Below are 1,012 nucleotides of genomic sequence, written 5' to 3' on the forward strand. Positions count from 1 at the left end.
GCTCCAGGCCTGCGTTTCGACAATCGTGCTCGACGTTGGCTGAGAATGGTCGAGGATATCGGAAATCTCGGCGGCGGTGGGCCAAAGGTCCGAAAACACCACGTCCCTTCCATTGCCATGGGCGATAACCTGCGAGGCGATATCGATATCGATACGCCCGGCGAGCGCGAAAGCTACAACCAGCGCCGGGCTCATCAGATAAGCGGATGGAAGTGCCCGATGAATACGGCCTTCGAAGTTCCGATTGCCGGAAAGTACCGCAACGGCCGCGCCTCCTTCTGCCGATATCATGTCTTCAACGCCCGGCGCCAGATCTCCCGTATTGCCCACACACACGCCGCAGCCGTAGGCCGCAATGTGAAAGCCCAAAGCGGAGAGGTCTTGCAGGAGACCCGACGTTTCGAGATAGCCGACTATTCGGCGCGATCCCGGTGCAAGCACTGTCTTGATGGACGGGTCAATGGCAAGCCCCCGCGCCCGTGCTTTACGCGCAACCAGACCCGCGGCCACCATGGATGCAGGATTGGCGGTATTGGTGCACGAGGTTATGGCGGCCAGCGCAATGCGGTGATCCCAGGACGACTTTACCGTATTGCGCAGTCTCGCCAAATCCGGCACGTCAACGAGCTGGTCAGGCCGCGATGGGCCTGCCACGCGCAGCGTGATCGAGCCGAGATCGAAGTGAAGGGTTCTGTTGTAGACTGCCTCCGGACGGGAGGACCAGCCGAAAATCCTCTGGTTTTCCAGGTGTTCGCCAATGATCTCGAGATGGTCTTCGTTTCGCCCTGTGTCTTTCAGATAGTCGATGACGGCCTGGTCGCAGGGAAAGAAGGCAAGGGTCGCGCCATATTCGGGCGCCATATTTGCAAGGGTACAGCGGTCTGGCACGCTGAGGCTGTCCACGCCTTCTCCGACGAATTCGAGGTACCTGCCGACAATGCCAGCCTTGCGCAGAAATGCAGTAAGCGTGAGGGCGATATCTGCGGCCATGACGCCCGGCTGCGGGCGCCCG

At 60.3% G+C, this 1,012-nt stretch carries 1 protein-coding gene; it reads right to left on the minus strand.

Annotated features, from left to right (window positions below):
• On the minus strand, positions 1–1,012 hold a 1,012-nt coding region (locus tag A3AY_RS0115240), incomplete at both ends, for an aconitase family protein (protein ID WP_018326519.1).

The sequence above is a fragment of the Rhizobium giardinii bv. giardinii H152 genome (assembly GCF_000379605.1).
Lineage (GTDB): Bacteria > Pseudomonadota > Alphaproteobacteria > Rhizobiales > Rhizobiaceae > Pararhizobium > Pararhizobium giardinii.